The following is a 24,905-nucleotide window of genomic DNA, read 5'->3' as shown; positions in this document are numbered from 1 at the left end:
CCGTCACGACACCGGGCGGCGGAACCGGTCCACCCGGTTCGGACAGCCATGGGGTGATGATCGGCTTACCCACCCCATGGAGTGATCAGGAGCGTCTCGTCTTCACAGAGAGTAGTCGTATGGATACCTTGTGCGCACGGGGCCCCGATGGGGTGCCCCTCGCAGCTCAAGGAGAGATCTGTGGAACGAGAAGCGCGGCACGGTGCGGTCACCAAGCCCGAGTCCAGGGCTCAACTGCACCTCGCGGACTGGCAGGCCGCGGGCCTGGAGGCCGGAAAGTTCTTCCCCGGGACGGAATCCGGCCTCCGGGACCCGTACGCACCGGACGACGTCGTGAACGCGCGGCCCCCGGAGGACGGCCGGATCGCCAGTGCCGGGAAGGACTTCGCCGCCAAGCTCGACGAGCCCGACTCGCAGCAGGGATGGCAGAAGCACCCGGTGCGCTCGGGTGAGGCCCTGGACATCACCTGGGCCTACCACGCCCCGCACAAGACCCGCCGGTGGAACTACTTCCTCACCAAGGACGGCTGGGACCCGTCGAAGCCGCTGTCCCGGGCCCAGTTCGACCCGGCACCGATCGCGACGTACCAGAACAGCGGACAGCCGTACTGGTCGGCGGACGACCTCCTTCCCGAGGACCCCACCGTCCACAGCGTCACCCTTCCCGAGGACCGCCGGGGCTACCACGTGCTCCTGTCGGTGTGGGAGGTAGCGGACACCGCGCACGCGTTCTACCAGGTCATCGACCTCGACATCGAGTAATCGCGGGACCGGTCCGGCTCCGGTCCCCCCGTCTGTGCCCCGTCGCCTTCGTCGACGGCGGGGCACAGACGCCGCCGTCGGCTACCTCACTCCGAGCAGTTGCTCGACCGGGTCGATCGCGAAGTACACCGCGAAAAGGCCAGCGGTGCCCCACAGCAGCCAGTGGACCTCCTTGGCCTTGCCGAGAACGGCCTTGATCACGACGTAGGCGACGAAGCCCGCGCCGATGCCGTTGGTGATCGAGTAGGTGAACGGCATCACGGCGATCGTGAGGAAGGCCGGGATGGCGATCTCGTACTTCTCCCATTCGATGTGCCGCACCTGCGCCATCAGCATGAAGCCGACCGCGACCAGAGCCGGCGCCGCCGCCTGGGCGGGGACGATCGTGGCCAGCGGGGTGAGGAACAGTGCCACGGCGAAGAGGCCACCGGTGACCAGGGAGGCGAAGCCGGTGCGGGCGCCCTCACCGACACCTGCGGTGGACTCGACGTAGGACGTGGCGGAGGAAGCGGAGGCGGCACCGCCCGCGACCGCCGCCGCGCCGTCGATCAGGAGCACCCTGCCCAGGTGCGGCACCTTGCCGTCCTCGTCGAGGAGTCCGGCCTCGTGGGAGACGCCGACGACGGTGCCCATGGTGTCGAAGAAGTCGCTCAGCAGCAGGGTGAAGACCAGCAGCACCACGGTGATGACGCCGACGTGCTGGAACGCCCCGAAGAGGCTGAAGGAACCGATCAGTCCGAAGTCCGGTGCCGCCACCAGGTCGTCGGGTACCGCCGGCACGGTCAGGCCCCACGCGGCGGGGGCGATGTCGGCGATCCCGTCGATGACGACGGCCACGAAGGTCGTCACGACGATGCTGATGAGGATGGCGCCCTTCGTCCTGCGGGCGAGCAGCGCGACGGTGAGCAGCACACCGAGGCAGAAGACCAGCACCGGCCAGCCGGAGAGATGTCCGGTGGCGCCGAGCTGGACGGGGACGGCGCCGGTCTCGCCGGGGATCCGGGTGACGAAGCCGGCGTCGACGAACCCGATGAAGGCGATGAAGAGCCCGATGCCGACGCTGATGGCCCGCTTGAGGGACGGCGGGATCGCGTGCATGATCGCCTCGCGCAGCCCGGTGACCACCAGGACGCAGATCAGCAGGCCCTCGATGACGATGAGGCCCATCGCGTCGGGCCAGCTCATCAGCGGCGCGAGCTGGAAGGCCGCGACGGCGTTGAGGCCGAGCCCCGCTGCGAGCGCGAGCGGAAGATTGCCGCCGATCCCCATGACGACGGTCATCACGGCGGCCACCAGGGCGGTGGCGGTGACGAGTTGGGGGCCCGAGAGGTGGTTGCCGAACTTGTCCTCGGCCGAACCGAGGATGATCGGGTTGAGCACCAGGATGTACGCCATCGTGAAGAAGGTGGCGAAGCCGCCGCGTATCTCACGGCCGAAGTCGGAACCCCGGGCGCTGATGGAGAAGAAGTGGTCGACAGCGCCACGGCGCCCGGTCGGTGTGACCGGGGTTTCCGGGGACGCCGACGGCGCCGGCACCGCGGCTCCCTCGGTCTTGCGCACGGGCACGGCGGGATCAGGTCTTTCCGGCATGGCACTCCTCCTTGTGTGCGGATCACGCGGCGGTCAGCCGAATTGTTCACCGGTCACGGGGATTTCAGGTTTTCCCCGTGTTACGTCCTGCGCGGCACGTACGCGCGCCGAAAGGGGTCTGGAGCACTCCTTCCTCCCCCTTCACCCCGGCTTTTGCGGTCAGACGCAACGGTGTGGCCGGGCGGGGCGGTCCCGGGCGAGAGTGGCTTGCACCGAACACGGCGCACGGGACCGCAGAGTTCCGGTGCACGTCCGTGGGCGATCGTGAAAGTCCTGAAGGGGGAAAGGCATGAAGAAGTTCATCGGACTGCGAGCGAAGGCAGCTGTCACATCGGGGGCCGTCCTGCTGGCCGGGCTGGGTGTGGCCGCGACGGCCGCACCGGCGCAGGCCGCCAAGTCGGACTGCAGCGCGGGAGCGCTGTGTGCGTGGCTCGCGACCAGCTACGCGGGCGACCCGGGCGAGGTCTTCGGCAACAATGCGGACCTGCGGCAGTACAACAAGTTCAACAACGCCGGCTCGGTCTACAACCGCGGCAACGACTGTGACGTCCGGATCTACACGCTGAAGAACTACGAGGGCCGGACCTACCTCCTCCAGCGTGGTGCCAGCATCGCCACGCTGCAGACCTACTTCTCCGACGGCCGCTTCGCGCACGGAATCGCCGCCAACAGGTGGGTGTGCTGACCCGATGAGGCGACAGCTGTGGCCTGCCGCCGCAGCATGCCTCCTCGTGGCCGGATGCGGGGCATCCGGCCACGAGGGGCCCGGCGGTGGGGAACCCGGACTTCCTCGGCCCCTGTCGGGAGCCGTCCACTTCTCCGCTGCCCAGGCCGGCGCCCTGCACCGGTCCGAGGAGGAGCAGGTCCGCTCCTGCATGCGCGGACGAGGCCATGTCTACCGAGCGGTCCCGGTGTCCGATCCCTACAGGCTCGTCGCGGAGAACCCCTACGGCCTGCTGGACGCCGACCGGGCCCGCGAGGACGGTTACGGCATCACCGCCGAGCAGGTGGTGGACCGCCCGCAGGATCCGAACGCCTCACACCTCTCCGCGCTGTCCGAGACCGACCGCACGGCGTGGCAGAAGGCGCTGGTGGGCGACGAGAAGCACCACCGCACCCTCACCCTTCCGGACGGCGTGAAGATACGGTACGACCCCCGGTCCTGCGTCCAGGCGGCGAGCGGCGCGGTGTTCGGAAAGCGCTGGACGGAACTGCACCACCTCATGGAGGCCCTCACCAACGACATCGCCGGCACTGTCCGGAAGACGCCCGGCTTCCGCGAGGCGGAGCAGGCGTGGGCCGGCTGTATGGCGGAGAAGGGACACACCTACCGAGGCCTGTCGGATCCCCGCGCCGAAACGGGGCGGCTTCTGGAGAAGGCCGACGGGGACCCGGCCGGGCAGCGCTCCGTGGGGCGCACCGAGCTGACGCTCGCAGGCGACGACCTGGTGTGTCAGCAGGAGGCCCGCCTGGCCGAAGCCGCGGCGGAGGTTCAAGGGGACGCGGAGAGGAAGAGCCGCGAGAAGTGGCGGCAGGAGATCGAGGACCACGGGGCCATGAAGGCCGCTGCACTGGCTGGACTCGGCCGTACGGCCGGGTGATCCAAGGGGGGCTCCGTGTCGTGAGGGGGCGACACGGGGGTCCCCCGGTTCGTTCACCTGGCGCAGGGGGGTTCAGGTTTTCGCCGCGTTACGCCTTACTGGGAGGCGCACACGCGTCGAAGCGCTTCCGGGGTACGCGTTGGTACGCTCTCGCCCCGCGAACGGAGTTGGGAACGTACACAACCCGTTCGAGCGCGCAGGGATCCCGTGCAGAGAAGAGGTACCCGTGGGCACAGTCCTGGATGATGCTGCTGCCGCCGAGTTCCACGCGTTCTTCGAGGCGCACTACGCCGAACTCGCCCGGCTCGCCCACCTGCTGACGGGTGAGGCCGATGCGGCGGACGACCTGGCCGCCGACGCGCTCATGGCGCTCTGGCACCGCTGGGACCGGGTCAGAGGCGCCGACCACCCGGCGGCCTACGCGAGAGGGGTCGTCGCCAACCTGGCCCGCACCCGCATCCGCAGCGCGGTGCGCGAGCGCCGGAGAATCGCACTGTTCTGGGCGCCCCGCGGGGCCGGGGACGGCTACGCGGCGGACGGGCCCGACGTGTCGGCCGTGGTCGACGTCCAAGGGGCCCTGCGGCGGCTGCCGTTCCGCAAGCGTGCGTGCGTGGTGCTGCGGCACGCCTTCGACCTGTCCGAACGGGACACCGCTCTGGTCCTCGGGGTCTCGGTGGGTACGGTGAAGAGCCAGACCTCGCGTGGTGTGGCGGAACTCCAGCGGCTGCTCGGGCCCGAGGCGCCGGCGGTACGGGTACAGGTGGCGGCTGCCGGACAGCGCACCGGAGGAAGGCAGTGATGGACGAGGACCTGCGTGAGCGGCTGCGCACGGCCGCCGCTGCGCACCGCCCCGACCGGGCCCGGATGCTGGCCCGGATCGAGCGCGGCATGGCGCAGGAGCCGCCGGCTCGTCCCGCGCGCGCTCCGCGCACGCCGACGCCGTGGCTGCGGGTCGCCGGCGCGACGGTGGCGGTGTGCGGGGTGCTGACGGCAGGTGCGTTCGCGGTCACGTCGGCGGGCCAGGAGGAGCCGGCGGGCGGACAGCGGGTCGCGGCCGAGCCCACGTCACCCGGCCCGGTGTCGCCGTCCCCTGACCGGGGCGGTGCGCTGCCCGCCGGGAAGGGCCCGTTGTGGTCGGACGGTTCCGTGAATCCGAACAGCAACGACTTCTGGGCACAGAGCGAAGTGACGGTCAAGACGGACCGGCCGCTGTCCGCGCTCACCGTGGAGCTACGGATCGCGCTGAACGGCGGGGTGAACACCACCGGTTCCTGGCGTTCCCTGCCGGAACAGGACTTCGCGGCGTCGGCGCGCGAGGAGGACGGCTTCCTCGTCTACCGCTGGAGTCTGAAGCCGGGACGGAGCGTGCCGACCGGTACGCACACCTTCGCGGGGCAGTACAACCACGCGCAGGGCACCCGCGACACGGGGCGGGACGACTACACGGCCCGTGCGGGTGTGACGGGTGGACAGACCTCGGTGGGTGGCGGCTTCACCGAGACGCGCTGAGCGCGCGGCAGCGCCGCCGGGGCGCCGGAGGAAACGATTCCGAAACCCGGCAACCCTTCCATGGACGGTGGCGACTCAGGTGTGCAAGAGCTCCCCCCACCTCCTAGGAATCAGGACCAGCCAACATGAGTGAACGCGCGCACACGCACCGCCGACGCAAAGGCAAGCGCCGCATGGCCGCCGCGCTGACCGCGGCTCTGGGCCTCACCGGTGCCGCCCTGGCCACGAACGTCATGCTCCAGCCCGCCGGCGCGGCGACGGCCGCAGTCGCCGAGTGGCCCACCCCGAGCGGCAGCGAGGGCGTCTCGAAGACCATCGAGGTCTCGGGGACGTACGACGGCGACCTCAAGGAGTTCTACGGCGAGGGAGACCTCGGCGGCGACGGTCAGGAGGAGGGCCAGGACGCCCTCTTCGAACTGGCAGACGGGGCGACCCTCAAGAACGTCGTCCTGGGCTCCCCCGCCGCCGACGGCGTGCACTGCTCCGGCAGCTGTACCCTCGAGAACGTCTGGTGGACGGACGTCGGCGAGGACGCCGCCTCCTTCAAGGGCAAGTCGTCGAGCTCCACGTACACGGTGACCGGCGGCGGCGCCAAGGGAGCCGAGGACAAGGTCTTCCAGTTCAACGGCGCGGGCAAGCTGACTGTCTCGGGCTTCCAGGTCGAGGACTTCGGCAAGCTCGTCCGGTCCTGCGGCAACTGCTCCACGATGTACAAGCGTGACATCGTCCTGAAGGACGTCGACGTCACGGCCCCGGGCAAGTCCCTGGTGGGCATCAACAGCAACTACGGGGACACCGCCACGCTGAGCTCGATCCGGATCCACGGCGACAGCAGCAAGAAGATCGAGCCGTGCGTCCGCTACGAGGGCAACGACGACGGTGACGAGCCGGAAGAGGTGGGCAGCGGCCCCGACGGCACGTACTGCCGCTACTCCGAGTCGGACATCAGCTACAGCTAGAGAGCCGGCCGGATCTCCCGCCCGGTCCGCCCCCGCCCTCGCACCAGGCCTGCGGGGGCGGACCGCGCCGTCCGGCAGCGGCGATTGCGTCCTGGTTTCGCCCGGTCGACACTTGGACGTGAGCATCTGCCCGGAATCTACCGAGGGAGTGCGCGCATCATGCCCAGCTCCGAGAGTGCCGGCCACAAGGGCCGCCAGGGCGACGGAGGCCGGAACCCGGACGCCGAGATCGCGGTTCCGCAGGACGACGGTACCGACGCCGGACCGTCGGACGTCTTCCTGGACGTTCCCGCCCTCCATGTGGACAAGCTGGAGCTGGAGGTCGACGACCTGGAGGCCCACGTCTCCCTGCAGGCGGAGGTGCTGGACCTCCTGAAACTGAACGTCGGGGCGGACGTGCGGCTCGGGCGGGTCCAGCTGGATATCGAAGGTGTGGATGTCCAGGCACAGCTCAAGGTCCGGCTCCACCACATCGCCGCCATCGTGACCCGGCTGCTCGCCACGGTGGACAGGAACCCCCAGATCCTCGAGCAGTTGACGCGGGGCGTGGGTGCGGCGGTCGAGGACGTCGGGGCCGGTACGGGCCGGGCGGCGGGAGAGCTGGGCAAGGGCGCCGGCGCGGCTGTGGACGAGGTCGGCCGGGGAGCGGGGACCGCGGTCGAATCCGTCGGTGCGGGCACGGGCGGCGCCGTGGAGGACGTCGGTGCGGGCACGGGCGGCGCCGTGGAGGACGTGGGCGGCGGAGCGGGCGGCGCCGTGGAGGACGTGGGCAGCGGCGCCGCGGACGCGGTCGAGGATGTCGGTGAGGAAGAGCTCGACGGCGAGGAGGACGGGGCGGAAGAGGAGGAAGAACCTGAGCGCCCGGCCGCCCGCCGGCGGCGCCGTGCCCCGGAGCACGCCTCCACCGATGCGGACAGGCCCCGTCGCGCGGATCCCGCGGACAAGGAGAGCCGGGGCAAGAAGACGGCAGCCGGATCCGCGGCACCGAAGAGGAGGACCGCCCCCGCCAAGGCCGTGGCCAAGAAGGCGTCCGCAGCGAAGCCAACGGCGAAGAAGGCCAGGAGCGTGGCCGGTACGTCGAGGGATCAGGGCGCGAAGAAGGCGTCGGGCCGCCCGCGCCACCGGACATAGCCGGTCAGGCCCGAGCGCCCACCCGTCAGGGCAGGTCTGCGGCGCATCGGCCCGACTCCTTCCCGAAATCCTCGCCCCCGCATGCGGCTGCGGCTACCGCTACCGCGGACATGATCATGCCGCTCCCCGCCCTCGCCACGCTCTCGAGCACGCGGGGACTCCGCCCGCACCCAGGTGACAACAAGTGCGGCGGCGTCAGCCCTGCGCGGCGGCCGGCTCCACCACCACGGAGTCCCCGCCTCCTCCCGGCTTCGCTGCCGCAATCAGGTGGGCGCCGCGCTGCGCGCACATGTCGAGCACGCCGAGCACCGGGGGGACGGCGATGCTGGGCATGAGGTGCGTCAGCAGCACCGTCACACGGTCCGGCAGGTCGTCGTAGTCACTGAGTAGCTGCGACATCTGCTGGAGACCCGCGAAGGTGCCCACGAACAGTTCCGCTGTCGCCAAAAGGTCTACGTGGCAACGGAGTTCACCTCGTTCCTGAGCTTCCTGGAGGATGGCCAGGTTGGCGTCCCGCCAGGCGCGGAACACACCGCCGCGGTCGATGCCGGTGGCCTGCTGGTCCAGACTGAGCCGGACACTGGCTCGGACCAGCGGGTCGGTACGCAGGCGTTCGGCGAAGACCATCCCGGAGTCGACGAGCTCCTGGAGCTTGACGGGCTGCGGCCTCAGGGCAAGTTCCTCGGTCTGCTGCTGCTCGGCGAGGATTATCTGAGCCAGGTCGTCCTTGTTCCTGAAGTGGAAGTAGATGGCCCCCTTGGTCGTTCCGGCTGCGGTGGCGATCTCACTGAGGGTGGTGGCCTCGTAGCCGCGCCGGTCGAAGACGATCGCGGCGGCCTCGATGAGTTTCTGCCGGGTTCGAGCGGCCCGGTCCTGTTTGGTCAAGTTCATCCCTCGCTCTGTGCTCCGGAAGCGGGAAAAACGTTAACGTACGAATCTGTCGCCCGAAAGGCGATCCTGCGCCTCCCGGAGGCACACCTTCCAGCCCACTCAAAACATTCACAAAACGTAAGATCGCCTCTAGATCACTTGTGACCTGCACTTATTCGATTCCGGACAGTGTGATTCGCGTCACACTTCAAGCCGTTGAAAAGAATATCCTGGGGTACGTAACGTTGCGCCCCAACAACGTTTCCTTGGGGGGATCGTGTTAGACATCATCAACGCTGGCGCCCGGAAGCCCACTTCCGTGCCCATGCAGTGGGCACACCGCGAGAGACCGCAGGACGTCGTACCGACGCACTGGAAACGCCTCTCGGAGCACCGTTTCCTCGTCGAAGGCAACTGGCCCGAAGAACACCCGTTCTTCGCGCCGGTCGGCGGATACCACGATCCGCTGTTGCTGGTGGAATCCATGCGTCAGAGTACGATTCTGCTCGGTCATGCCGCTTACGACGTCCCACTCGACACGCACTACCTGATGCACTCGCTGGACTTCACCTGCCGGCCCCAGCACCTTCTCGTCGGCCGCAAGCCGGACGTCGAGATCGAGGTCGGTTTCGACGAACTCACCTACCGCGGACACATGCTGTCCGGCATGCGCGCCACCGTCACGGTCGGCCGCGACGGCCGGGAGGCCGGCACCGGTGTCAGCCGGATCAACCTGATCAGTGCCCGCGCCTACCGTCGTGTGCGGGGCGCCTTCACACAGCAGCCCCTGCCCCGGCAGTACGCACCCGATGTGCCGGCCCAACTCGTGGGACGCCTCCGCTCGGAGGACGTCCTGCTCCTTCCCACCGGTATCTGGGGCCACTGGATCCTCAAGATCGACACCGGTCACCGCACGCTCTACCAGGGCCCCAAGGACCACGTGCCGGGCATGGTCCTCATCGAGGCTGCCCGCCAGGCCGCGCACGCCACCATCGGTCCCTCCGCCTTCGTGCCCTGGACCGGCGACAACACCTTCCACCGGTACGCGGAGTTCTCCCGGCCCCTGCTCATGGAGGTCACCGACGTCTCCCTGTCGGGGGCCGACTGGACGATGAAGGTCACCGGGCACCAGGACGGGCAAGCTGTGTTCACCTCGGTCTTCTCGGCGGGACAGCCCCGGAGACCGGTTTGATCCTGGTCACCGGCGCCACCGGCACGGTGGGGCGGGAGGTGGCGCGGCAGCTCGCGGCGGACCATGCCGTACGGCTGATGAGCCGCACCCCCGCGCGCCCCGCCGTGTCCGGCCCCCGGGTGGAGACCGTCGTCGCGGACTTCGCCCGGCCCGACTCGCTGGCGAGAGCGCTGAGCGGGGTGCGGGCCGCGTTCCTGGTCACTTGCCACCCGGCCGAGCCCCATGACGAGCGGTTCCTGGAAGCCGCCGTCGCCGAGGGCGTCGGCCACGTGGTCAAGCTGTCGGCAGCGGTCGTCGAGGACGACACCGACGACTTCCTCACCCTTCGCCAGAGGGTCATGGAGGAGGAGGTGCGCTCCTGCGGGACCGGCTGGACCCTGCTCCGCCCACGGGCGTTCATGTCGAACACCCTGTCCTGGGCCGACAGCATCGGACGGGACGGCACGGTGGGCGCGCTGTACGGCAACGCGTCCAACGCGCCGGTGGACCCGCGCGACGTCGCCCGGGTCGCCGTGCGGGCGCTCACGGAGAGAGGACACGCGGGCAGGACATACACACTCGTCGGTCCCGAGCAGCTCAGCGCCCGTCAGCAGGCGTGCATCCTCGGTGACGTACTCGGGCGCCCGCTGCGGTTCCGCGAGTGGACGGTCCGGGAGGCACGCGAGCGCCTGGCACACGGTTACCCGCCCCCCGTGGTCGAGGCGCTCCTGAAGCGGGCGGCCCTGCAGGCAGGGGGCGGCAAGACGCTGCGCGGCGACGCACTCGCCTCGCTGACGGGCCGCGCCGCGGGCACGTTCCGCGGCTGGGCGGACGACCACGCACACTGCTTCCCCGGCAGTTGAGCGGCCCGCCGCGCGGAGAACGAGAGCCGTGCGCCCGGGCCCGCTCCCCCGTGGGGCGGTTCCGCGCTCCCCCGTTTCCGTACTCACCGATATGTTCACGCGGGCCCGGCCGGGCGGCGCCGCATCCCCCGGTGCGACGCCGCCCGGCGCTCCGGCGTCACCTCAGGCGGACCGGCAGTTCCCGGTGGCCGTTGGTGATGAAGCTCGGCAGCAACGGCAGGTCCTCACCGGGGCGGGCCAGGCGCAGGTCCGGGTAACGGCCGAAGAGGGCCTTCAGGGCGACGACCGCCTCCATGCGCGCCAGCGGTGCGCCGATGCAGTGGTGGACTCCGTAGCCGAAGGTGATGTGTTCGCGGCGGGTGGGGCGGGTGATGTCGAACTCGGCCGCGTCGGGTCCGTGCACCTGCGGATCGCGTCCGGCCCCGGCCACGGACACCAGGATCGGGTCGCCCTGGGCGATGCGCACGCCGCCGATCTCCAAGTCCTCGACGGCGTAGCGCAGCGGGACGTGGAAGCCGGACGACTCGCAGCGCAGGGTCTCCTCCACCACGTCCTCCCAGGCCGCACGGCCGGAGCGGACGAGTTCCAGCTGGGCCGGGTTGCTCAGCAGGCGGTGGACCGCGTGGTCGAGGAGGTTGACCGTGGTCTCGTAGCCGGCCGAGATGATCAGGAGCAGGGTGTCGAGGAGCTCCTGCTGGCTGAGGCCTGTTCCGTCCTTCTCGTCGCGTACGGCGACGAGGCGGGTGATCAGGTCGTCGCCGGGCGTCTCGCGTCTGGCGGTGACGAGCGCGGCCAGAACCCCGTACAGCTCGCGGATGTTCTCCTCGTTCGCGGCCGGCCCGACCGAGGTGAGAAAGGTCAGGCCGATGGTCTCCTGCAGCCGTCCGCGCATCTCCCCGGGGATGCCGAGGAGATCGCAGACGACCTGGACGGGGAGCGGCACGGCGAACCGGGCGCGCAGGTCGACCTCGGCGCCCTTCGGCAGCTCGTCGAGGCCGTCGAGGAGCACCCGCGTGATCTCCTCGATGCGAGGCCGGAGCGTGCTGATGTTGCGGGCGGTGAAGGCCTGGGCGACGAGCTTGCGCAGCCGGACGTGGTCCTCACCGTAGGCGGTGATCATGCTGCGGACGGAAACCCACAGGGCGAGCGGCCAGTTGGCGGGTATCTCACCGCGTATCCAGGCCGGCCAGTGCTGTTCGGCGTCCTTGGAGACCCGTGGGTCGGTCATCAGCTGCTTGAGGAGTTCCATGCTGGTGACGGACCAGGCCAGGATGCCTCCGGGGAGGGCGACCTGGACCACCGGACCCTGCTCACGGATGCGGGCGATCTCATCGTGCGGGTCGGCGCCGGAGGCGTCGAGGTGGATCGGGCAGGTCGTGGTCGCCGTGGTTCGGATGCTCATGGTTCGGAACCCTCTCGGTCATGGGCGCGCACACGGGCCGCGTGCAGGGGCCGCGTGGCAGGCGCGGGGTGGTGGGGCGAAAGGAAGAGCACTGCGGGACAGGCCGGTCCACCCGCGGGTGCCGCGCGGCACCCGCCGGCCGGGGCCGGCACTGCTGACGTACGACGGACGTCCCGGCCGCCCCTCGGAGCACGGGTGTTGTGTGCGGTGTCGCCGCTTCCGCGTGGGTGCGGCGGGGACGGCGCGCATGGGGTTCGGGTATGCGCCGTTCCGGCCCGGACCGTCGCGGTGGCTCGGGTCCGGGGTGGGGCGTGTTCAGTCCTGCACCGTGCCGGCGAAGTGGCCGGGAACGGGACGGATACCGCTCCGGCGGTCCGTGAGCGTGCACGCACGCACGAGGGGCACGTGGCGGGCGGGGGGCGTTCGGCCGGTGTTCCAGCAGCGTCGGCGACGGCTGGTGAGGGCCGCGTCGCGCACGGTGGGTGAGGCGTCTGTCTCGGGACTACGGAAACGGCGACGAGGGGCCCGGGAAAGCGATGTGGGGGACTTCGGGCTCCGACGGAAGGTGCTTCCCGCTGTCCGGGTCGCCCGCGTCCGGCCGCGTTCCGGTGTCGAGTTCACCGGGACGCGGCACGCCCGCGGGAGCGCACCCGGCAAGGAACCCGCCTGCGGGCGTACATCGATTCCCGTGCCGGGACATCGACTTCACGCTGGAGAAACGTCCGGCGGACCGGTTCCCCCGCTGCGTCTGGAACACCCACGGAGCGCGCCTCCACAGAATCTCCACAACCGTAGGATACGTGCGGGTACGCGCCGAGTTCAACCGTCCCCGTCACCGTTCGGCTCCAGGGCGCAGCCCGGCAGTACGGCGCGCCAGAAGCCGGTGAGCACTTTCGGGGACAGCCAGACGCGGTTGTCGCGGGCCAGCAGCGCGAAGCCGGTGGTGGCTCCGACCACGGTGTCGGTGAGCTCGCACAGGGGCAGCGTGCCGAGCGGCGCCCCCTCCTCCTCGTCGGCCTGGACGAGGAGCCGCTGGACACAGCTCTGCCACTCCTGATGGATGCTCAGCCGGGTACGGCCCGACGTCTCGTAGTTGAGCCGGAAGCCGGCCCGGGACACCACGTCCTGGTGCAGAAGATGCGCCAGCGCATAGGAAAGGGCGCTCAGTTCGGCCAGAGCATCGGTGTGTTCGCACTGGGTCCGGCGGGCGACGCGGTAGAGGTTGCGGATGGCCGCGTGTTCCACGGCCCCGGCCAGGTCGGCCTTGTTGCGGAAGTGGAAGTGCAGGGCGCCGGTGGTGACTCCGGCCCCCTCGCTCACCTCACTCAGCTTCGTTCCTTCGTATCCGTGGCGTTCGAACCGCTCGGCCGCCGAGTGGACCAGGGCTCTTCGGGTGCGGACGGAACGCTCCTGCTTACGGGTTCGGCAGACCACGGGAGGCGGGTGCGCAGTCGAGCACCCCTGCGGGGAGGTCTGCGGCTGGGACGGAGACATGGAGACATTAAATACCTAGGAGAATCAATTTTCACCAGTGAGTTAACTTAGCTGGCTGAAATGCCCCCCTTATCCGCGTGTGTCAACATGCCACCGTAAGCGCACTGCGACCATCACGGTCCGCTTCGGCGCATCAGATTGCCTCATAACGTCCTTAAGTTGGGCATCTCATCCTCTGTGAACCCTTTGACAGAAACATCCTTGCAGGTATTGAATTTGATGCGTCGTTGAGTCAAAGCCGAGGATCCGAGGGGGGAAGGGCTATGACTGACCCGGCCGGCCTGCTGGCGCGCGGCACACACACGCGGGCGCGCCCCACAGGGCGAGGAAATGGCGCGATGCGCACGGTCGACGAACCCCGGGGCTGGAACGTACTGGTCGTGCAGGAGGACCCGGCCGACACCGAACTCCTGATGCGCGGACTGCAGCGCCACGGGCATGCCGTGACCAGCGCGGAGACCGGCGTCGCGGCGTTACGTGCCTACAGGGAGGCGGACCTGGTCCTGCTCGACCTGGAGCTGCCCGACCTGGACGGCATCGAGGTGTGCCGGGCCATCCGGCAGTTCGACGACACCCCCGTGATCGCGCTGACCGCGCGGGGCTCGGAGCTCGACCGGGTACTCGGCCTGCAGGCCGGTGCCGACGACTACATGGTCAAGCCGTACGGCTTCCCGGAGCTGATGGCCCGTATGGGCGCCGTGATGCGCCGCGTGCGGCCGCGCCTGCCCCGCCAGGAGGGACATGTGGTGATCCACGGCGACCTGCTGGTGGACCGCGGGTCGCGCAAGGTGGCCGTGTCCGGGCGCCGGGTGGAGGTGACCGGCAAGGAGTTCGACCTGCTGTACCTGCTGGCGAGCAACCCGGGCGACGTCATCTCCCGCAGCCGCATCATGCAGGAGGTCTGGGGCGGCTCCTGGTCCCGGCGGACCGTGGACACCCATGTGTGCAACCTGCGCAGCAAGCTCGGCTCCAGCGGGTGGATCCTGACCGTCCGCAGCGTCGGGTTCCAGATCGGTCCGGGCTGACCACCCGTCACACCGCCTGGAGGGCAGCGGAGAGGCCCCGTTCTCGGAATGCCGAGAACGGGGCCTTTTCCGGCGCCGTGACCCGTCCGCCGGACGGGGGATGTGGAGGCGGTCCGGGCCGTGGCGCGCCTGGGGCCGGGCGGACGCCCCGGGACGGGGCCGGGGCGTCCGCCCGGAGGGCGGGCGTCAGCCGGAGCTGGGACGCTTCGCGGGGAAGGCGTGCCGCCGCCCGAGGACCACGACGAGCAGCACCGGGAGCATCAGGGCCAGGACACTCCAGGGGAAGGACTTCGGGCCGTGCACGTCGAGCAGGATGCCGCCCACGGCGCCGCCTCCCGCCATGAACGAGTTCCAGGTGGTGACCAGGAGCGCCTGGCCGCGGTCGCCGCCCGCGTCCGTGACGGCGGTCTGGAGCAAGGTGGTGACGCCGCCCCAGCCCAGGCCCCACAGGATCATCGCGGCGTAGACGACCCACAGGTTGCCGGCGAGGATCACCAGCATGATCGAGGCGATGATGAACAGGACGGAGCTGGCGACGGTCAGCATCCTCAGCTTGCGGTCCACCAGTGCGCCGGTGACCCAGATGCTGACCACGGAGGCGATGCCGAAGACCAGCAGCACGATGTCGCGGGAGTCGCCGTGGTCGTACGTGTCGAGGAAGGTGGCGATGTACGTGTACAGGATGTTGTGGGCGAGCACGTAGGCCGCGACCACGAACAGGACGGCGGCGACGCCGGGCAGCCGGAGCGCCCTCAGGATCGGCTCGCGGGCGCCGGGCTTCTGGCCGGCGGCGTCCGGGACGGTGGCCCAGATCCAGGCGAGCAGGACCACCGAGACGACCGTGACCAGACCGAAGGTGAGGCGCCAGCCGAACAGGCCGCCCAGGAACGTACCGAGGGGAATGCCGAGCGAGAGAGCGAGGGGTACGCCCGCCATGGTGATGGCGATGGCCCTGCCCTGCAGGTGCGGGGGCGCCAACCGGCGTGCGTAGCCGACCAGTTCGGCCCAGACGGCCGCTGCGGCGACACCGGCGATCAACCGGAACCCCATGGTCAGCGCGTAGCTCGAGGAGATCGCGGTGACCGTGTTGGCGACGGCGAAGGTCGTCACCGACAGCATCAGGAGCCACTTGCGGTTCCAGGTGGCGGTGGTGATGGCCAGCGGGATCGCCGACACACCGGTCGCGATGGCGTAGATCGTCAGCGCCTGGCCCATGGCCGATTCACTGACGGACATGTCACGGGCCATCTCGGGAAGCACGCCGGCGGGCAGCGCCTCCGTCAGAATGCCCATGAACGCCGCTGTGGCGAGCGCCAGAAGGGGGGACATGGGCAGCTTGCGCTGCCCGGGTGCCGGGGAGGTGTTGTCCAGCAGCTCTGGTTGGGATGTTGACATGATTGAATCCTCAAACCCTCACATTGATGTGAATGTCAAGTCGGTCGAGTGGACGGGGACGGAAGGAGGGCACATGCGCATCGGGGAGCTGTCCGATCGCACCGGTACCCCGCGGAGGTTGCTCCGCTACTACGAGGAGCAGGGCCTGCTGGTACCGGACCGGACGCCCAACGGTTACCGCGACTACGCGGAACGCACGGTGGACCGGGTCCTGCAGATCCGCGGCCTGCTGGAGGCGGGACTGCCGACGCGGGCGATCAAGAAGATCCTGCCGTGCATCAACGATCCGCGGATGATCCACGTGCCGGACGCCGCGCCGGAGACCATCGAGCTCCTGGAGCGGGAGCGGGACCGGATGACCGAGCGCATCCGGTGCCTGACCCGCAACCGGGACGCGATCTCCGGTTACCTGGACGCCGTGCGCGACACGGACGGGCGCGACGACGGTGGGAGGTACGGGCCTGCGGAGCCGGTCGCGGTCTGAGTCCCGTACCGCACGGTATTGGCGAGGACCACACCGTGGCTGGTCACGTCGAGGACCAGGCGGTCGCCGTCCTCGACGCGGAACCCGTCGTGGTAGGTGGCCTTGTCGGCGCCCAGGAAGGTGTACGTGACCAGCCCGGCCTGGCGCAGCAGGGGGTACGAGAACAGGTGCTCCGCCATGTCCTCGAACCGGTGGAAGATGGAGTCGGCCCCGCAGGAGAACGGGCCCTCCCACGCCGTGGCACCGTCCCGCTCGACGACGACCCGGCCCGTCACGTTCTGCGGCGGCTCGTCCAGGAACAGCCAGGGGAGCACCGAGGTCTCGCAGAGCTTGGCGTACGGGGTGTACGCCCAGGGGTTCTTCAGGTGCAGGCCGATGTCGTTCAGGTCGTTGCCGAAGGTGTAGCCGGCGTAGTGCGGGGTGCCGTCCTCGCCGTTGACGTACACGAGGACCACCTCGGGCTCCTCGATCAGCCAGATCGGGTCGGCGGGGGTGATCAGCGGCTCGTCGGACACGCGCAGCCAGGAGCCGAAGCCCTTCATGTAGTAGTTCGGTGCCACGAACTCCTCGTCGGGTTCGGGATCGTGGTCGAACTTGGAGCGGTGCGTGCCCATGAATCCGTTGACCAGCGCGTTGTTGGTGGCGGTGGGCAGCAGCGGCGGGAGCAGCCTCAGCCCGGGGTCGCCGGGGGTCACCGAGACGGTCTCGGCACCGCTCGTGGCGGCGGCGAGCGCGGCCTCGGCACCTCCCGCGAGGAACGCGGCGCGCAGCTGACCGTCCTCGACGGCGTGCAGGGTGTGGGCCCGGCCCGCCTCGGGGATTCCGGTTCCCGCGTAACGACGTCCTTGGTACTCGGCTTCGAAGAGGATGGACATGACGGAAGGGCCTCCTGGGAGAGAAGAGATGGGTGGTGGTGCGCGGCCGCCGTGCTACGGGCGGTTTCGGAGGGCGGGCGGGGCGACGCACACCCCGGTGAGGTCGGTCAGGACTTCGGCGACGCGCTCCAGGGAGGCCCTGATCCACGGCAGCCGCAGGGGGTCGGCGGCGCACAGGGCCCGGGTACGCTCGGCGTCGCTCTCTCCGTACAGGCGGCTGGTGGCCACCCGGACGCGCAGCGGGCCGGGGGACTCGCCGAACGCGGAGCCGGGCAGCACCCCGACGCCGTAGCGCTCGCCGAGCACGAGGGCCAGGTCGTCGCCGTCACGGATCCCGTGGACCCGGTCGAGGTGGTGCCGAGCGGCCTCGAAGTCGGGGTAGAGGTAGCTGGTCGCACGGACCGGCGCCAGCTCGGCGCCCGCCGCGGTGAACAGCGAGCCCACGGCGCGGACCACCGTCCCGTGCAGCCTGCGGCCGGCGGCGACGTGCGCGACGACCTCGGGCGGCTCGGTGAACGCCCAGGCCGCCGCGGCCTGCACGGGCGCCGCGGTGCTCGACCAGATCTGGCTGGCCACACCGAGCAGCCGCCCCTTCACCCGCTCGCCCAGCGGGCCTTCGGGCAGCCGGGCCACGCCCAGGCGCCAGCCGCCGACCGCCAGGCTCTTGGTGAGCCCGGTGGTGACGACCGTGCGCTCGGGTGCGAACACGGCCGGGGAGACACCCGGCCGGGCGCCGTCGTAGACCAGGTCGCAGTAGATCTCGTCGGAGACGATCACCAGGTCCAGCTCCCTGGCGACCTCGGCGAGCTCCTCGACCGTGGCGGGCGAGGCGATCGTGCCCGTCGGGTTGTCGGGCAGCGTGACCACCACGCAGCGCGGATCGTGCCCGGCCGCCCGGGCGAGGAGCACCGCCTCCCGGACCCGCCCGGGGTCCGGGACACCGCCCTCACCCGGCCGGGTGGCGACCGGGACCGGACGCAGTCCGCCCAGCCGGGCCTGGGCCGCGTAGCTGACCCAGCTCGGCACCGGCACCACGACGTCTCCGCCGACGGCCAGCATCAGGGCGAACAGCAACGGCTTGCTGCCCGGCCCCGCCACCACCGCGTCCGCGGTGGTGGCCAGGCCACGCCGCTCCCAGTAGCCGGCGGCCGCGGCGCGCAGCGCCGGAGACCCGGCGACGGGGCCGTACGCGTTGTGGTCCGCGGCGAGTGCGAGCCGCTCCGCCAGCTCGGGCAGGACCGGCAGGCCGATCTCCCCGCTGGCCAGGGACAGGACCTGCTCCCCGGCCAGCCGCCGGCGGATCAGTGCCTCGTCGGCGGCGAGGGTCGGCGACATCGTCACCGGCGCTGGATGAGGCATCCGAGGCTCCAACGGGTAGGAAGGAAGGGGGTGTCGGCACGTGAACGGGAAGCTCAGGAGTGTGCGTAGAGCTTCCTGAGCTCGATCTTCCGGACCTTGCCCGTGAGCGTCTTGGGCAGGGTGCCGGTCAGCTCCAGACGGTCCGGCAGGAACCGGTCGTCCTGGTCGGCCCGGCGCAGATGGGCGCGTATCTCCTCCAGCGTCGGAGGGACGCCGTCGGCCGGGATGACGACCGCGAGGATCGGGTCGTCGAGCTGGCCGGTGGGTCCGACGACGGACGCCTCGACCACCTTGGGGTGGCGCGAGATGATCGCCTCCAGCTCCGCTATCGGGACGACGATCCCGTCGCGCAGGATCGTGTCCTTGGAGCGGCCCAGGATCCGGATGCCGCCGCGCCCGTCCTCACGGGCCACGTCTCCGGTGTCGAACCAGCCGTCCTCGGTGAGTTCGGAGTCGAACTGCTCCTGCTGCTTGAAGTAGCCCAGCGCCCGCGACGCCCCGCGCACCCGCAGCCGGCCCACCGAGGCCCGCGTGCTGGGGTCGTGGCACAGGTCGATGCGGATCTCCATGGAGTCGATCGGCCGTCCGTGGCTGTGCGCGGCCCAGTCCTGGTTGTAGTCCAGGCGGCTGATGGTGACCGGGCCGAACTCGGACATGCCCCACACCGAGTAGGTGCGGGCGCCAAACGTCTCGCGCAATTCGTCGACCAGCTCCATCAGCACCGGCGCGGCGCCGGTGACCGTGTGGCGCAGGCTGGAGACGTCGTGCGGGTCGGCGTTCTGGGCACGGGCGACGCCGGAGAGCGTGGGCGGCGGGCCGTACAGCAGGGTCGCGCCGTACCGCTCGACCAGGTCGAGCAGGCCCGCGTGGTCGGGGCCGTCCTGGAAGGCGATGGTGCCGCCCAGCATCACTCCGGCGAGCACACCCTGGCCGAAGCCGGAGTAGTGCACCAGCGGGGTGGTGACCGCGGCCACCAGGTCGTCGCGGAGCAGGAACGTGTCGACGTACCCCCGTACACCCGAGTGGACGGTGTTCTGGCTGTGTACCACGCCCTTGGAGAACCCGGTCGTACCAGAGGTGAAGAGCACCACGAACGGTTCGTCGGGCCGGAGCTGACGGCCCGCCAGGTCACCCATGAGCCGCTCCTCCCAGTGCTGGGAGACGAAGTGGTCGTGGAAGTCGGCCGTGCCCTCGGGGCCCGGGCCGTCGACGACCACGACGTGTTCGAGGGGCAGCTCCCCGGAGAGGTCGCAGATGGTCTCGGCGAGCGGGTAGCCCTCCCACTCGGGGAGCGTGATACACACTCTGGCCTCGGTGAGCGCCAGACGGTGGCGCAGTTCCTCTGCCTGGCAGACCGGCGCGATGGGGCAGATGACCGCGCCGACCGCCATGCAGGCGAACATCAGCGGAACCATCTCCCAGCGGTTGGGCAGCTGCACGGCGACCACGTCGCCGCGCTTGACGCCCAGCTCGAGCAGGCCGCCGGCGAACCGGTCGGCCAGCCGGGACAGCTCGGCGTAGTCGAGCGTGTCGGTGCGGGCCTCGTCCAGGCGGCGGCCCGCGATGGCGAGCTTGCGGGGCCGCCGGCGGGCCTGGCTGCGCAGGTCGTCGAGGAAGGTCCCGTCGCGCCACCACCCACGCCGCCGGTACTCCGCCATGCGGTCCGCGGCCGACGCGTTGGCCAGGAAGGCGGCGGTGGTCGACGTCATCGCGCCAGCTCCTCGCGGCGTGCCGCGAGGAGCTCCGGCAGCGGGTTGCCCGCCGTGGCACCGGCGATGTCGAGCAGGTCGCGGGTGTTCTGCCGGACCCGGTCGCCGACCCAGTCGAAGACCCATGCCCTGCGGGCCTCGGCCGCCAGCTCGAAGGGCACCACGCGGGTGACGGCCAGCGCGGCGGACGCGGCACCGCCGATGTTGGCGATGACACCGGGCACCAGCAGGACCCCGGCCGCGGCCGCCTTGTCGCGGGCTTCGTCGGACGAGCTGATGTTGCCGCCCTCGACGACCAGGCCGGCGCGCAGGCGGTGGGCGTTCTCCGCGTTCAGCGCGTGCTTCTGGGCGGCGAGGATGAGCAGGTCGGCTTCGACGTCGAGCCAGGCGTCCGACTCGGTGCTGACGGTGACGCCCGAGGGCAGCCGGGTGCGGTCGATGGCGCCGAACTCGTCGGTGACGGCGATCAGCTCGTCCACCGGGAGCCGGTCGGCGCTGAGGGTGCCGGCCACGTCGGCGACCGCCACCACCACGTGGCCGCGCTCCTCCAGGAAACGCCCGACCGCGCGGCCGACCGCGCCGAAGCCCTGGATGACGACCCGGGCGGGCCCGGTGCGCCCGCCGGCCTCCAGGGCGGTGACGGCGGCGACGCCGACGCCGTGGCCGGTGCAGTCGATCAGGGGCTCGTAGTACGTGCGCCAGTCGATCGGCATGTCGGGAGCGCCGGGACGGAACCGCGGGTCGTACCCGGCCTCCTCGAAGAACACCGCCCGGTCGGCGGGGGTGACGCCCATGTCGATGCCGAGGTGGATTCCGCCGTGCAGCAGCGGCTTGACGGTACGTCCGAAGGTGCGGAACGTCGTCTCGCGGTCGGAGCCGTCGGCGACGATGCCCGCCTTGGCCCCGCCGATGCGCAGTCCGGCGAGGGTGAACTTGACGGTCATGTCACGGGCCAGACCGGCCACTTCCGCCTCGGTGACCCCCGGCGTCATCCGGGTGCCGCCCATGGCGAGGCCGTCGACGAGCGAGTCGACGACGACCCAGCCCTTGATGTCGCCGCCGGCGCCGCTCAGGTGAGTGGTCAGGGCGGGCTCGCGTGCTTCCCAGTCAGTCATGTGTCTTCCCCAATCGTGAGCAAGAAGGTGTGGTGCGTACAGCGGTACGGGGTGTGCTCAGCGGTACAGGTCGGTGAAGCCGCGCAGGATCTCCCGGCCGTCGGCACGGAACTCCAGGTGCGCCTGGGCACCCAGGATCCGGCCGTCGTCGGAGCGCAGGAACTCCACCGGGGCGTGCTCGGAGCGCCCGATGGACCGGAAGCCGGGCGGGGCCTGCTGGAGGTACAGGGTGTGCCGGTGGAAGACCGTCACCGTCGGCTTGACGTACGTGAACAGCGGCTCCTCCTTGTCGACCCGCACCTCGAAGCCGCCGACGCGCTGCGGCCCCTCGGCCAGGACGCCGCCCTGGGAGACGGCGAGGATCTGCATGCCGCCGCAGATGCCGAAGACCGGGACGTCGGAGCCGAGGACCAGGTCGACGAGCGGCTTGTAGTACTCCTGGTCGTAGGCGCGGACCTTGGTGCCGCTGAGCACGATCGCCTGGTAGCGGCCGCCGAGGCCGGCGGGTATGCCGGCCACCGACACCGGGTCGGTGTCGGAGCCCAGCTCCTCCAGCCGGGCCCGCAGTTGCTTGAGCGAGAGCGTCCCGTTGTTGACAACGAGCACGCGGGGTTTCGCCACGTCGGTCTCCTCAGGTTCGCGTGATGGCGGTTCCGGCACGGCCGGCGAGCAGCTCACTGACGGGGGCGCTGCCGATGACGACCCGTCCGGCCCCGCCCTCCAGCGCCTCGCCCGCGGCGCGCAGCTTCTTGCGCATGCCGCCGGTGGCGCCCTTGTCGCGGAAGGCCGCCGCGGCGCCGGCAGTGATCTCGCGGACCGGTTCCCCGTCGATCAGCAGATGGGCGACGTCGGTGACCAGGACCAGGTCGTGGGCGCCGACGGCCCCGGCGACGGCGGCGGCCGCCCGGTCGCCGTCGGTGTTGACCTCGCGGCCCTCGGCGTCCCTGGCCAGTGGGGTGACCAGGTAGGCGTGCCCCGGCTGGAGGTTCTTCAGGGCGGAGGGGTCCACGTCGGTGATGGGGCCGACGAGGTTCTCCAGCTCGACGAGCTGCTTGTCCTTCCACCAGAAGCGCTCGCCGGGCCCGGCGGTGACCAGGCCGTCGCTGCCCAGGACCCGTTCGGCGGTGATGCCGCGCGCCTCCAGACGGCCCAGGACGTCGGCACCGAGCTCGGCGCTGACGGTCTTGATGTCGGCGATGACCTCGGGGGTGGTCCAGCGGCTCTGGTTGCCGTAGCGGTCGCGCAGGATCGCGGACGGCTCCCGGTAGCGGGGGCCGAGCTTCCTGAGCGGCTTGGACCAGCCGTGCACCAGGACCAGGGGCCGGGTCCCGCTGTGCTCGGCGAGGTCGTCCCACCAGCTGCCGTCCAGGTCCTCCAGGCAGCTGCCGCCGAGCTTGACGACGGTGGGGGCGGTGCGGAGGCCGGTGGTGGTCATGTCGGCATCACCGGCTGCATGGTCAGGCCCGTCTCCTCGGGCAGGCCGAAGCGCCGGTTGAGGGCCTGGACCGCCTGCCCGGAGGCCCCCTTGAGCAGGTTGTCCAGGGCGGACAGGACGACGATCCGCCCGCCCTCGGGGTCGTGCAGGACCGTCACGTCGCAGTAGTTGGAGCCGATGACGGCCTGCGGGTCGGGCACCGGGATCAGCGTCTCGGTGTGGCGCCGCACCCGCACGAACCGGTGGCCCTTGTAGAACCGCGTGTACGCGCGCTGCAGCTCGCGTTCGGTGACCTCCGCGTCGGTGAAGACGTACGCGCTGGTCATCAGGCCGCGCACGTGGCCGACGCCGTACGCGGACATGGACAGTGAGCCCACCTCGCCTGGCTTGCTGCGCTCCAGGAAGTCGCTCACCTCCGCCGCGTGCCGGTGCCCGGTGGGTGCGTACGGGGCGATGGCACCGCTGCGCAGGGGGTGCAGGTCGGGCACCCGCAGGTGCAGCCCGCCGCCGCTGGAGCCGCTCTTGCCGTCCACGACGACGGTCTTCAGGGGCAGGCCGAGCCCCAGGGTGAGGGGCGCCAGTCCCAGCGTGAGGGCCGTGGCGTAGCAGCCGGGCACGGAGATCAGCGCGGCGTACTCCAGGCTCTCGCCGATCAGCTCGGGCACCCCGTACACGAAGCGGTCGGCGAGCTCGGTGGTCCGCGGCACCCCGGGGTACCAGCGCTGGTGGAGCTCCGGGGTCCGGATCCGGAACGCCCCGCTGAGGTCGATCACGCAGGCGACGCGGTCGGCAAGCTCGGCGGCCAGCCGGGCCGAGACCGAGGCGGGCGTGGACAGGAACACCACGTCGCAGGTCTCGGCGATCCGGTTCGCGTCGACCGCTTCGACGGTGAGGCCGAGGTCGAGGCGCAGCCCGGGGTGAAGCTGGGCGGGGCGGCGGCCCACGCTGGAGTTGCCGCCCAGATAGGTGAGTTCGAGCTCCGGGTGCTGGAGCACGAGCCGGATGAGTTCACCGCCGGCGAGTCCGGAGGCTCCGACGATTCCTGCTCGGATCATTCGAGGGTCTCCTGTACGTGACGGATGACGGCGGACGAGATGTCGGTGTCCGTGGTGGAGGCGACCCCGCGCCAGGCGGGCGCGTGGTTGACCTCGTTGACGAGGTAGGCCGACTCGGTGCGGAACAGGTCGACGCCGTAGATGCCGGGGCCGAGCCGGTCCACGACCGCGTCGACGACCTTGGCCACTTCCGGGTCGTGCGCCAGCGAGCGGCTCTGGTTGCCGAGTGCGGCGTTGCTGCGCCAGTCGGCGCCCGCGCTCTCGAACTCGGCGGCGGCGACGATCTCCCGCCCGACCACCAGGCAGCGCACGGAGCCGCCGCCGAGGTAGGGCTCGAGCAGGCATGCCTGCTCGAAGGCGTGGCCCAGGTCCTCGACGTAGTCGTAGACCGAGTGCGCCAGGTCGGCGTCGCGGACCAGGGTGACCCGCTTGCCCATGCCCCCGTACACGGGCTTGAGCACGGCGGGGGTGCCGAGGTCGGTCATCGCCTTGGTGTAGTCCTTGCGGGACAGCACGAGGCGGAAGTCCGGTACGGGGACACCCGCCTCGCGCAGCACCGCACGCAGGACGAGCTTGTTCTCGCATGCGTGGATGGCGGCGGCGGTGTTCAGGACGGGCGTGCCGTCCGCCTCGGCGAGGGTGGCGACGAGTCCGCCGCGGGTGTAGCTGCGGCTGCGCACCAGGACGGCGTCGTAGCCGGCGAGCGGGGAGGAGTCGGCGGATCCGAGGCTGAGGTCCTCGTCGTTGACCCAGTCGATCCGCAGCCCGGCCGGCTGGGCCGCCCGCATCAGCTGGCGTTCCTCCCACCCGAGCCGGTCCGCGACGACAGCGACCTTTCCGCCCATCTCACTGGCCCCAGTCGCGCAGGGTGACCTCGACCATCTCGAGGGTCAGTCTGCCGTCGGCTATGGCCTCCACACGCAGGGTCAGCATGCACTCGGGGCAGGACAGGGTCTCGCCGACGAGGATCGGCGGCAGGGTGAGGCCGGTCTCGCACTCGGGGCAGACACCGGTCAGGGTGGCGGTGGTCATGGGTGGGCTCCTCTACGGGTACGGGTGTGGCAGGTCGGGGCGGGGTGGGGGGCAAGGGCGGTGCGAGGT

The 24,905-nt window shown here is 70.8% G+C and carries 25 protein-coding genes; 11 read left to right on the top strand and 14 right to left on the bottom strand.

The genetic code is table 11. The annotated features are described in order from the left end of the window. The first annotated feature begins 180 nt into the window (after window positions 1-180). A complete protein-coding gene (locus OO67_RS34365) occupies window positions 181-762 on the top strand; it encodes a lytic polysaccharide monooxygenase auxiliary activity family 9 protein (RefSeq protein WP_033305762.1) in 582 nt (193 codons plus the stop codon). 81 nt (window positions 763-843) lie between these two features. On the opposite strand, the gene OO67_RS34360 is transcribed toward OO67_RS34365, so the two are convergent. Next, on the bottom strand, window positions 844-2,352 hold the full coding sequence (locus tag OO67_RS34360; protein ID WP_033305761.1) for an NCS2 family permease: 1,509 nt from the start codon (window positions 2,350-2,352) through the stop codon (window positions 844-846). A gap of 289 nt (window positions 2,353-2,641) precedes the next feature. Between OO67_RS34360 and OO67_RS34355 the strand changes: the two genes are divergently transcribed. The 6 genes from OO67_RS34355 (at window position 2,642) to OO67_RS34330 (ending at window position 7,552) form a co-directional block, all read left to right on the top strand. Next, window positions 2,642-3,037, top strand: coding sequence for a peptidase inhibitor family I36 protein (locus tag OO67_RS34355; protein ID WP_033305760.1), 396 nt, complete (start codon window positions 2,642-2,644; stop codon window positions 3,035-3,037). A gap of 4 nt (window positions 3,038-3,041) precedes the next feature. Beyond that, window positions 3,042-3,953: a hypothetical protein gene (locus OO67_RS34350; protein WP_157841776.1), complete on the top strand. Its 912-nt coding sequence runs from the start codon at window positions 3,042-3,044 to the stop codon at window positions 3,951-3,953. A gap of 226 nt (window positions 3,954-4,179) precedes the next feature. Then, window positions 4,180-4,752, top strand: a complete 573-nt coding sequence (locus tag OO67_RS34345) for a SigE family RNA polymerase sigma factor (protein ID WP_033305758.1) — start codon at window positions 4,180-4,182, stop codon at window positions 4,750-4,752. After that, a complete protein-coding gene (locus OO67_RS34340) occupies window positions 4,752-5,462 on the top strand; it encodes a hypothetical protein (RefSeq protein WP_033305757.1) in 711 nt (236 codons plus the stop codon). The genes OO67_RS34345 and OO67_RS34340 overlap by 1 nt, the downstream gene beginning before the upstream one ends. A 125-nt stretch (window positions 5,463-5,587) precedes the next feature. Further along, on the top strand, window positions 5,588-6,421 hold the full coding sequence (locus OO67_RS34335) for a pectate lyase (protein WP_033305756.1): 834 nt from the start codon (window positions 5,588-5,590) through the stop codon (window positions 6,419-6,421). A gap of 159 nt (window positions 6,422-6,580) precedes the next feature. Continuing rightward, window positions 6,581-7,552: a hypothetical protein gene (locus OO67_RS34330; protein WP_033305755.1), complete on the top strand. Its 972-nt coding sequence runs from the start codon at window positions 6,581-6,583 to the stop codon at window positions 7,550-7,552. 195 nt (window positions 7,553-7,747) lie between these two features. Here the strand turns inward: OO67_RS34330 and OO67_RS34325 are convergent, their stop codons facing one another. Continuing rightward, complete coding sequence (locus OO67_RS34325; RefSeq protein ID WP_244300455.1) at window positions 7,748-8,443, bottom strand: ScbR family autoregulator-binding transcription factor; 696 nt, start codon at window positions 8,441-8,443, stop codon at window positions 7,748-7,750. 304 nt (window positions 8,444-8,747) lie between these two features. On the opposite strand from OO67_RS34325, the gene OO67_RS34320 reads away from it, so the two are divergent. Together OO67_RS34320 and OO67_RS34315 are read left to right on the top strand one after the other, a co-directional pair. Further along, complete coding sequence (locus tag OO67_RS34320; protein ID WP_051710205.1) at window positions 8,748-9,614, top strand: ScbA/BarX family gamma-butyrolactone biosynthesis protein; 867 nt, start codon at window positions 8,748-8,750, stop codon at window positions 9,612-9,614. Further along, the gene (locus OO67_RS34315; protein ID WP_033305753.1) at window positions 9,611-10,456 is read left to right on the top strand and encodes an NAD(P)H-binding protein; all 846 of its coding nucleotides are present in this window, start codon (window positions 9,611-9,613) and stop codon (window positions 10,454-10,456) included. The genes OO67_RS34320 and OO67_RS34315 overlap by 4 nt, the downstream gene beginning before the upstream one ends. Window positions 10,457-10,613: 157 nt before the next feature. Here OO67_RS34315 and OO67_RS34310 read toward each other — a convergent pair whose 3' ends face one another. Together OO67_RS34310 and OO67_RS34305 are read right to left on the bottom strand one after the other, a co-directional pair. After that, complete coding sequence (locus OO67_RS34310; RefSeq protein ID WP_033305752.1) at window positions 10,614-11,858, bottom strand: cytochrome P450 family protein; 1,245 nt, start codon at window positions 11,856-11,858, stop codon at window positions 10,614-10,616. 819 nt (window positions 11,859-12,677) lie between these two features. Beyond that, window positions 12,678-13,352 (bottom strand): ScbR family autoregulator-binding transcription factor, encoded by a 675-nt coding sequence (locus OO67_RS34305; RefSeq protein WP_078598494.1) that lies wholly within the window; start codon window positions 13,350-13,352, stop codon window positions 12,678-12,680. A 338-nt stretch (window positions 13,353-13,690) separates the two neighbouring features. Here OO67_RS34305 and OO67_RS34300 point away from each other — a divergent pair, with 338 nt between their 5' ends. Beyond that, window positions 13,691-14,377, top strand: a complete 687-nt coding sequence (locus OO67_RS34300; RefSeq protein WP_244300454.1) for a response regulator transcription factor — start codon at window positions 13,691-13,693, stop codon at window positions 14,375-14,377. 186 nt (window positions 14,378-14,563) lie between these two features. On the opposite strand, the gene OO67_RS34295 is transcribed toward OO67_RS34300, so the two are convergent. Beyond that, window positions 14,564-15,772 carry an MFS transporter gene (locus OO67_RS34295; protein WP_051710202.1) on the bottom strand — a complete coding sequence of 403 codons (1,209 nt, stop codon included), beginning with the start codon at window positions 15,770-15,772 and terminating at the stop codon, window positions 14,564-14,566. A 73-nt stretch (window positions 15,773-15,845) separates the two neighbouring features. Between OO67_RS34295 and OO67_RS34290 the strand changes: the two genes are divergently transcribed. Next, entirely contained in the window at window positions 15,846-16,256 is a 411-nt protein-coding gene (locus OO67_RS34290; protein ID WP_051710199.1) for a MerR family transcriptional regulator, read from the top strand. On the opposite strand, the gene OO67_RS34285 is transcribed toward OO67_RS34290, so the two are convergent. From OO67_RS34285 to OO67_RS34245, 9 genes are read right to left on the bottom strand one after another with little or no spacing between them, the layout of a single operon-like run. Then, the gene (locus OO67_RS34285) at window positions 16,178-17,131 is read right to left on the bottom strand and encodes a fumarylacetoacetate (FAA) hydrolase (RefSeq protein ID WP_051710196.1); all 954 of its coding nucleotides are present in this window, start codon (window positions 17,129-17,131) and stop codon (window positions 16,178-16,180) included. The two genes, OO67_RS34290 and OO67_RS34285, sit on opposite strands and share 79 nt — an antisense overlap. Window positions 17,132-17,185: 54 nt before the next feature. Next, entirely contained in the window at window positions 17,186-18,490 is a 1,305-nt protein-coding gene (locus tag OO67_RS34280; protein ID WP_208861127.1) for a pyridoxal phosphate-dependent aminotransferase, read from the bottom strand. A gap of 53 nt (window positions 18,491-18,543) precedes the next feature. Then, window positions 18,544-20,199, bottom strand: a complete 1,656-nt coding sequence (locus OO67_RS34275) for an AMP-binding protein (RefSeq protein ID WP_033305750.1) — start codon at window positions 20,197-20,199, stop codon at window positions 18,544-18,546. Next, a complete protein-coding gene (locus tag OO67_RS34270; protein WP_033305749.1) occupies window positions 20,196-21,314 on the bottom strand; it encodes a Glu/Leu/Phe/Val dehydrogenase dimerization domain-containing protein in 1,119 nt (372 codons plus the stop codon). The genes OO67_RS34275 and OO67_RS34270 overlap by 4 nt, the downstream gene beginning before the upstream one ends. 57 nt (window positions 21,315-21,371) lie before the next feature. After that, window positions 21,372-21,935 carry a type 1 glutamine amidotransferase gene (locus OO67_RS34265; protein WP_033305748.1) on the bottom strand — a complete coding sequence of 188 codons (564 nt, stop codon included), beginning with the start codon at window positions 21,933-21,935 and terminating at the stop codon, window positions 21,372-21,374. Between the two features lie 10 nt (window positions 21,936-21,945). After that, window positions 21,946-22,749 carry an amino acid kinase family protein gene (locus OO67_RS34260; protein WP_033305747.1) on the bottom strand — a complete coding sequence of 268 codons (804 nt, stop codon included), beginning with the start codon at window positions 22,747-22,749 and terminating at the stop codon, window positions 21,946-21,948. Beyond that, a complete protein-coding gene (argC, locus tag OO67_RS34255; RefSeq protein WP_033305746.1) occupies window positions 22,746-23,804 on the bottom strand; it encodes an N-acetyl-gamma-glutamyl-phosphate reductase in 1,059 nt (352 codons plus the stop codon). Before argC ends, OO67_RS34260 begins: the two co-directional genes overlap by 4 nt. Continuing rightward, window positions 23,801-24,649, bottom strand: a complete 849-nt coding sequence (locus tag OO67_RS34250) for an ATP-grasp domain-containing protein (protein ID WP_033305745.1) — start codon at window positions 24,647-24,649, stop codon at window positions 23,801-23,803. The genes argC and OO67_RS34250 overlap by 4 nt, the downstream gene beginning before the upstream one ends. A 1-nt stretch (window position 24,650) precedes the next feature. After that, window positions 24,651-24,836 carry a lysine biosynthesis protein LysW gene (locus tag OO67_RS34245; protein ID WP_033305744.1) on the bottom strand — a complete coding sequence of 62 codons (186 nt, stop codon included), beginning with the start codon at window positions 24,834-24,836 and terminating at the stop codon, window positions 24,651-24,653. Window positions 24,837-24,905 lie beyond the last annotated feature (69 nt).

Origin of the sequence: Streptomyces atroolivaceus, from assembly GCF_000717025.1 — a bacterium.
GTDB lineage: Bacteria > Actinomycetota > Actinomycetes > Streptomycetales > Streptomycetaceae > Streptomyces > Streptomyces atroolivaceus.
Note: the sequence above shows the minus strand (reverse complement) of the source record. Positions and strands in the feature narration are given on the sequence as shown.

What these genes read in the sequence shown, in the direction of transcription:
- OO67_RS34285 (WP_051710196.1), bottom strand. Translation starts at nt 17,131, where the DNA reads ATGTCCATCCTCTTCGAAGCCGAGTACCAAGGACGTCGTTACGCGGGA.
- OO67_RS34335 (WP_033305756.1), top strand. Translation starts at nt 5,588, where the DNA reads ATGAGTGAACGCGCGCACACGCACCGCCGACGCAAAGGCAAGCGCCGC.
- OO67_RS34280 (WP_208861127.1), bottom strand. Translation starts at nt 18,490, where the DNA reads ATGCCTCATCCAGCGCCGGTGACGATGTCGCCGACCCTCGCCGCCGAC.
- OO67_RS34295 (WP_051710202.1), bottom strand. Translation starts at nt 15,772, where the DNA reads ATGTCAACATCCCAACCAGAGCTGCTGGACAACACCTCCCCGGCACCC.
- OO67_RS34300 (WP_244300454.1), top strand. Translation starts at nt 13,691, where the DNA reads ATGCGCACGGTCGACGAACCCCGGGGCTGGAACGTACTGGTCGTGCAG.
- OO67_RS34260 (WP_033305747.1), bottom strand. Translation starts at nt 22,749, where the DNA reads ATGACCACCACCGGCCTCCGCACCGCCCCCACCGTCGTCAAGCTCGGC.
- OO67_RS34355 (WP_033305760.1), top strand. Translation starts at nt 2,642, where the DNA reads ATGAAGAAGTTCATCGGACTGCGAGCGAAGGCAGCTGTCACATCGGGG.
- OO67_RS34320 (WP_051710205.1), top strand. Translation starts at nt 8,748, where the DNA reads ATGCAGTGGGCACACCGCGAGAGACCGCAGGACGTCGTACCGACGCAC.
- OO67_RS34340 (WP_033305757.1), top strand. Translation starts at nt 4,752, where the DNA reads ATGGACGAGGACCTGCGTGAGCGGCTGCGCACGGCCGCCGCTGCGCAC.
- OO67_RS34305 (WP_078598494.1), bottom strand. Translation starts at nt 13,352, where the DNA reads ATGTCTCCGTCCCAGCCGCAGACCTCCCCGCAGGGGTGCTCGACTGCG.
- OO67_RS34270 (WP_033305749.1), bottom strand. Translation starts at nt 21,314, where the DNA reads ATGACTGACTGGGAAGCACGCGAGCCCGCCCTGACCACTCACCTGAGC.
- OO67_RS34275 (WP_033305750.1), bottom strand. Translation starts at nt 20,199, where the DNA reads ATGACGTCGACCACCGCCGCCTTCCTGGCCAACGCGTCGGCCGCGGAC.
- OO67_RS34290 (WP_051710199.1), top strand. Translation starts at nt 15,846, where the DNA reads ATGCGCATCGGGGAGCTGTCCGATCGCACCGGTACCCCGCGGAGGTTG.
- argC (WP_033305746.1), bottom strand. Translation starts at nt 23,804, where the DNA reads ATGATCCGAGCAGGAATCGTCGGAGCCTCCGGACTCGCCGGCGGTGAA.
- OO67_RS34330 (WP_033305755.1), top strand. Translation starts at nt 6,581, where the DNA reads ATGCCCAGCTCCGAGAGTGCCGGCCACAAGGGCCGCCAGGGCGACGGA.
- OO67_RS34245 (WP_033305744.1), bottom strand. Translation starts at nt 24,836, where the DNA reads ATGACCACCGCCACCCTGACCGGTGTCTGCCCCGAGTGCGAGACCGGC.
- OO67_RS34325 (WP_244300455.1), bottom strand. Translation starts at nt 8,443, where the DNA reads ATGAACTTGACCAAACAGGACCGGGCCGCTCGAACCCGGCAGAAACTC.
- OO67_RS34250 (WP_033305745.1), bottom strand. Translation starts at nt 24,649, where the DNA reads ATGGGCGGAAAGGTCGCTGTCGTCGCGGACCGGCTCGGGTGGGAGGAA.
- OO67_RS34350 (WP_157841776.1), top strand. Translation starts at nt 3,042, where the DNA reads ATGAGGCGACAGCTGTGGCCTGCCGCCGCAGCATGCCTCCTCGTGGCC.
- OO67_RS34360 (WP_033305761.1), bottom strand. Translation starts at nt 2,352, where the DNA reads ATGCCGGAAAGACCTGATCCCGCCGTGCCCGTGCGCAAGACCGAGGGA.
- OO67_RS34310 (WP_033305752.1), bottom strand. Translation starts at nt 11,858, where the DNA reads ATGAGCATCCGAACCACGGCGACCACGACCTGCCCGATCCACCTCGAC.